Origin of the sequence: Natronospira sp., assembly GCF_007134575.1 — a bacterium.
Lineage (GTDB): Bacteria > Pseudomonadota > Gammaproteobacteria > Natronospirales > Natronospiraceae > Natronospira > Natronospira elongata.
The window spans coordinates 1-6,171 of sequence record NZ_SLKM01000228.1; the positions used below are offsets into that span (position 1 = coordinate 1).

Genomic DNA, 6,171 nt, shown 5'->3' on the forward strand with positions numbered 1-6,171 from the left:
CAAACAACATAAACATTGTTTTCTCTGCGTCTCCGCGTCTCTGCGCGAGAAAAATAATCTTTCTTTGCGCCTTAGCGCCTTTGCGCGAGGCAAATCAAACCGCCACCCGCCGCAGTGCCTCGCTGTCGGTATCCACAAGCGGCACCTGTCCGTACCAGCCAAGCTCCGCCGCAAGTGCGGCCACTTCGCCCACATAGATCAGGGACGGTGACTGCAGCTCGTGTTCCCGGGCCAGTTCCGCCATTCGGCCAAGGCGACCGACGATGACCCGCTGTTCCGGGCGGCAGCCGTGTTCGACAAAGGCCACCGGGGTATCGGGGTCGCGGCCATGGGCCATGAGCTGTTGCTGTACCCGGCCGACCTGTTTCACGGCCATGTAGAAGGCCAGGGTCTGGCGGGAATGGGCCAGGTCATTCCAGTCCAGCTCATCCACCGAGTCACGGCAGTGGGCGGTGACCAGCCAGACCGAGTGGGCATGATCGCGGTGGGTGAGGGGCAGGCCGGCATAGGCCGCGCAACCCACCGCGGCGGTAATACCGGGCACCACTTCATAGCGAATGCCGCGCTCACGCAGATGGGTGATCTCCTCGCCGCCCCGACCAAAGACAAAGGGATCGCCCCCCTTCAAGCGGACCGCCACCTTGCCGGCTTCGGCCAACTCAGCCAGCAGTTGGTTGATCCGCTCCTGTGGCAGGCGGTGATATCCGGCACGTTTGGTCACATCAATGAAATCCGCATCCCGGCGCGCCAGCTCCAGCACTCTTGGATCCACCAGCCCGTCATGGACGATCACATCGGCTTTCTGAAGGGTCTGCAAGGCCTTGAGGGTGAGCAGTTCCGGATCACCGGGGCCGGCACCCACCACATACACCATCCCTTCGCTGATCAGTTCACCATCACTCAAGGCCTGCTCGAAACGGGACAGGGCCTCGCCTTCCCGACCGGCCCGCAACGCATCACCCACCGGCCCGTCCACCAGCCATTCATGAAAATGGCGGCGTTGAGCAAAATCACTGATGCTTTCGCTGATGCGATCCCGCACCCGGCCGACGAAGCGGGCCAGACGCGCGGTGGCCTGGGGCAACAGGCGCTCCACGCCATCGCGAATACGCCGAGCCAGCACGGGCGATGTCCCGCCGGTGCTGATGGCCACCATCACCGGCGAGCGATCGACAATGGCCGGCATGATGAAGCTGCACAGGTCCCGATCATCCACGGTGTTGACCAGTACCCGCCGGGCCGCGGCCTCGCGGCTGACCCGCCGCTGCAGGAAGGGATCATCGGTGGCCACATACACCAGCCAGGCATCATCCAGGTCTTCATCGCGAAAGGCCCGCGCCCGCCAATGGATGCTGCCTTCCTCGGCCAGGGCCCGCAGGGCCTCGCAAAGCTCGGGGGCCACCACATGAATCTCGGCCCCGCTGCGAATCAACAGGCCGATCTTGCGGCTGGCCACCTGGCCACCACCCACCACCAGGACCCGGCGGTTTTCGGCGGCCACGAATATAGGCAGATACTCCATGACGGCATTCCTCTGTGTCTCACGCTTTCCAGTGAGACTAGGCCCGTCATCAATTCCAGGGAAATATCCATTACTGACTTGCTAATCACCAAAGGGAATATGCCTGGTGCTGGACTTGGGCGTTGAATTGGGGACACAGAGGACGCAGAGAACACGCAGAGGGCCACGGAGGTTTATTGTCGTTGGCCCTCAGCAAACAGTACAAGCTTAAGGAAGCTCTGTGCCCCTCTGCGGATTCTCTGTGCCCTCTGTGAAAAAACCATCACGCCCAAACCCGCCACCAGAGCCATCAGTAAATTGCTAAAGCCAGCCCCACCCCCTTTCTGCCTTTCCGTCATATCGGTATGAACAAACATTCCTTCCAGTGATGTGACTGCCTGCCTAGTCTGTTCCCCGTACTCAAGCGAGGGAGAGAACCATGGCTGCGGTGCCTGCCAACACACCACAACTGCAGGGCAAGCTGGACGCCCTGGCCCGGGAGCTTGATGAGCGGGAGAAGATCTGGGCCTCCGGTTATCTGGCCGGCCTGGCGGCTGCCGGTGCGGCGCCGGGCGCGGAGGTACCCGTCCCGCAGGCCCGTGCCGCCGCCGCATCGGGGGCGAGTCGGGTGCTCAACATCTGGTACGGCTCGGAAACCGGCAATGCCCGCCGGGTGGCCGAGGCCCTGGCGGAGGATGCCCGTGGCAAGGGCCTGTCGGTGAAGCTGGCCAGCCTGGCCGATGTCCGCCCCCAGCAGATCCGCAAGCAGGAGTTGCTCACCCTGGTGGTCAGCACCCATGGCGAGGGCGACCCGCCCGAGGATGCCGAGGACTTTCACGAGTTCTTGCTCTCGGACAAGGCGCCTAAGCTGAGTGATCTGCAGTACGCCGTTTTTGCCCTGGGCGACTCCTCCTATGAGCATTTCTGCCAGACCGGCCGTGACTTCGATGCCGCCCTGGAGAATCTCGGCGCCCAGCGCGTGCTGGATCGGGTGGATGCCGATGTGGATTTCGAGAACGCCGCCCGCCAGTGGCGGGAACAGGCCCTGGAACGCTTCAGTGAACTGGCCGGCGGTGAGCCGGCCGAGGCCGCGCCCAGCCACCTGCAATTGGTGGGCGAGGCCAAAGCTCCCAGCCGCTGGACCCGGGAGGAGCCCTTCGAAGCGGAGGTCCTGGCTAGCCATCCCCTGACGGTGGCCCCGTCCGGTAAGTCCGTGCATCACATCGAGTTGTCCATCGAAGACAGCGGCATTCAGTACCAGGCCGGTGACTCGGTGGGTATCTGGGCCGACAACGACCCGGCCCTGGTGGAAGAAGTATTGGCCGCCACGGGGCTGGACGGCTCGCAAGCTATCGAGTATGAGGGCCAGACCCGGTCACTGCGGGACTGGCTTGGTCGGCACCGCGAACTCACCCAGTTGTCCCGTCCCTTCCTGGAACAGTATGCCGAGCTGGCACAAGCTGATGCTCTTAAAGCCGTGCTGGCCGATGCCACACAGTTACGTGACTGGATCAAGGATCACCAGGTGATCGATGTACTGCGGGCCTGGCCGACCGAGCTGGATGGCCGGCGCCTGGTAAGCCTGCTCCGGGGCCTGACCCCAAGGATGTATTCCATTGCCTCCAGCCCCGCCGACACCCCGGATGAAATTCACCTCACCGTGGCCACCGTGGGGGGTGAAACCGAGCAGGGCCTTCGGGTAGGTACCGCCTCCTGGTATCTCAACCGCCGCATCGAGGCCGGTGATCGGGTCAGGCTGTTCGTGGAGGAAAACCCCCGCTTCCGTCTGCCCGAGGACGGCCAGGCACCGGTGATCATGATCGGCCCCGGCACCGGTGTGGCCCCCTTCCGCGCCTTTGTGACCGAGCGTCGTGCATTGGGCCATGACGGTTCCAACTGGCTGTTCTTCGGCGAACAGCATCGGCGTACCGACTTTCTCTATCAACTGGAATGGCAGCGCCATCTCAAGTCAGGCGCCCTGGACAAGCTCTCCCTGGCCTTCTCCCGCGACCAGGCGGAGAAGGTCTATGTCCAGCACCGCATCCGCCAGCAGGCCGCCGAGTTCCATCAGTGGCTGGAAGCCGGCGCCCATATCTATGTCTGCGGCGACGCCAATCGCATGGCCCCGGATGTGGAGGCCGCGATTCGCGATGTGCTGGTGGCGCAGGGCGGCCTGAGCGAGGACGCCGCCGGCGATTATCTCAAGCAACTGCGCCGTGAAGGTCGCTACCAGAAGGACGTTTACTGATCATGACTGACAAGCGTGAAGCGCTGCTCGACGAAGTGGAATCCATCAAGGCCGAAAGCCGGGCCCTGCGCGGCTCCCTCCATATTGGCCTGGAGGACCAGGTCACGGGAGGTATTGCCGAGAGCGATACCAAGGTCATCAAGTTCCATGGCATCTATCAGCAGGATGACCGGGATGTGCGGGCCGAACGCCGCAAGGCCAGACTCGAGCCGCTGTATTCCTACATGCTGCGGGTGCGGATTCCCGGCGGGGTGTTGACGCCCGCCCAGTGGCTGAAGCTGGATGCCCTCGCCCGGGATTACGCCAATGGCACCATCCGCCTCACCACCCGCCAGGCGGTGCAGTTCCATGGCATTTACAAGGAAGACCTGCGCCCCCTGGTGCGTGGTCTGGATGAAGTCTTTCTCGACAGCATCGCCGCCTGCGGGGATGTGAACCGCAATGTCATGTGCAGTGCCAATCCCCTGGAAAGCGCATTGCATGCCGAAGTCCAGGCCATCGCTGAGCGCCTGAGCAATGAATTGCTGCCCGAAAGCCAGGCTTATCAGGAGATATGGCTGCAGGGCCGGGACAGTGGTAGCGAAAGGGAGAACGAGCCCCTTTACGGGCCAACTTATCTGCCACGCAAGTTCAAGATCGCGGTGGCGGTCCCGCCGGTTAACGACGTGGATGTCTTTGCCCATGACATCGGCTTCATTGCCATTGCCGAGAAGGGCCGTCTGGCCGGCTTCAATGTCAGTGTCGGCGGTGGCCTGGGCATGAGCCATGACGTGGCCGATACCCATCCGCGTCTTGGGGATGTGATCGGTTTCTGCCGGCCCGAACAGGCGGTGACCGTGGCCGAAGCCATCATCAGCATCCAGCGCGACTACGGTAATCGCGTGAACCGCAAGCGTTCACGCCTGAAGTACACCATCGAGGATCACGGCCTGGATTGGTTCCGGCGGGAGCTGGATTGGCGCCAGCGCTTTGCGCTCGCCCCCACCCGGCCCTTCCAGTTTCATCACAACGGCGATCGTTACGGTTGGGTGGAGGCCGAAGACGGGCACTGGCATCTGACCCTGTTCGTGGAAAACGGCCGCCTCAAGGGCGAGGCCATGGAAGGCTTGCGGCAGCTTGCCCAACAGCACCCGGATATCCATTTCCGGGTCACGGCCAACCAGAACCTCATCATTGCCGGTGCTGATGTCCAGCAGAAGCTGGACATCGACCTGCTGCTGGAAAAGCACGGCCTGGTCCGGCACGAAAAGGTCTCCGCCACACGATTGCGGGCCATGGCCTGCGTCGCCTTTCCCACTTGCCCCCTGGCCATGGCCGAAGCGGAGCGTTACCTGCCGGATCTGCTGGACAAGGTCGAGGCCCTGCAGGACAAGCACGGCATCGGCCAGCGGCCGATCACTGTTCGCATGACCGGCTGCCCCAACGGCTGCGCCCGCCCCTACCTGGCCGAGATCGGCCTCATCGGCAAGGCGCCAGGCCGTTACAACCTGCATCTCGGCGCGTCCTGCAACGGCGACCGCCTCAATCGCATCTACCGGGAGAACGCCGATGAGGACGCCATCCTCAACACGCTCGACATGCTGTTCGCGCGTTACGCCCGGGAGAGCGAGGAGAACGAAGGTTTCGGGGATTTTCTGATTCGCATCGGCATTGTGTCAGCAGTCACCACCGGCAAGGAGGTGAGGGAACATGAGCAAGATTACGCCACTGGTACCTGAGTATTCCCTCGTGCATCAGGCCAATCACAATCTGGAGACGGCCAGTGCCGAGGCACGGGTGGCATGGGCCCTGGCCCATCTGCCTCATCGGCAGGTATTGGCCTCAAGCTTCGGCGCCCAGTCGGCGGTCATGCTCCACCTGGTGACTCGCCAGCGCCCCGACATCCCGGTGATCTTCATCGACACCGGCTATCACTTTCCGGAAACCTACCGTTTCGTGGACAGGCTCACCCAGCGCCTGGATCTGAATCTGCATGTCTACCGTCCCCGATTCAGCGCCGCCTGGCAGGAAGCGCGTCACGGCAAGCGCTGGGAGCAGGGCAGGGATGGGATCGAGGCCTACAACCAGGAGAACAAGGTCGAGCCCATGCAGCGGGCCTTGCGCGAGTTGAGTGCCGGCACCTGGTTCTCCGGCATCCGTCGCGACCAGGCCAGCAGCCGGGAGAAGCTGCCGCTCGCCCAGTACCGCAACGGCCGCATCAAGTTTCACCCCATCCTGGACTGGACGGACAGGGACGTGCACGCCTATCTCAACCGCCATGAACTGCCTTACCACCCCCTCTGGGAACAGGGCTATGTGAGCATCGGCGATTGGCACACGACCCGTTCATTGCAGGAAGCAGGCAGCAAGGAAGCCACGCGCTTCTTTGGGCTCAAGCGCGAGTGTGGTTTGCATGAGTCGGTTTAAAAATTCAAAAGCGGCC

The 6,171-nt window shown here is 63.0% G+C and carries 4 protein-coding genes; 3 read left to right on the top strand and 1 reads right to left on the bottom strand.

Going from position 1 to position 6,171, the window contains the following annotated elements; all coding sequences use genetic code 11:
* Positions 1-94: 94 nt before the first annotated feature.
* Positions 95-1,522, bottom strand: coding sequence for a siroheme synthase CysG (cysG, locus tag ACJWXQ_RS09080; RefSeq protein ID WP_346052037.1), 1,428 nt, complete (start codon positions 1,520-1,522; stop codon positions 95-97).
* 418 nt (positions 1,523-1,940) lie between these two features.
* On the opposite strand from cysG, the gene ACJWXQ_RS09085 reads away from it, so the two are divergent.
* The 3 genes from ACJWXQ_RS09085 to ACJWXQ_RS09095 are packed head-to-tail and all read left to right on the top strand — an operon-like array spanning position 1,941 to position 6,155.
* Positions 1,941-3,749, top strand: coding sequence for an assimilatory sulfite reductase (NADPH) flavoprotein subunit (locus ACJWXQ_RS09085; RefSeq protein ID WP_406672638.1), 1,809 nt, complete (start codon positions 1,941-1,943; stop codon positions 3,747-3,749).
* 2 nt (positions 3,750-3,751) lie between these two features.
* Positions 3,752-5,467: an assimilatory sulfite reductase (NADPH) hemoprotein subunit gene (gene cysI / locus ACJWXQ_RS09090; protein WP_346052041.1), complete on the top strand. Its 1,716-nt coding sequence runs from the start codon at positions 3,752-3,754 to the stop codon at positions 5,465-5,467.
* Positions 5,439-6,155, top strand: coding sequence for a phosphoadenylyl-sulfate reductase (locus ACJWXQ_RS09095; RefSeq protein WP_346052043.1), 717 nt, complete (start codon positions 5,439-5,441; stop codon positions 6,153-6,155). The genes cysI and ACJWXQ_RS09095 overlap by 29 nt, the downstream gene beginning before the upstream one ends.
* Positions 6,156-6,171 lie beyond the last annotated feature (16 nt).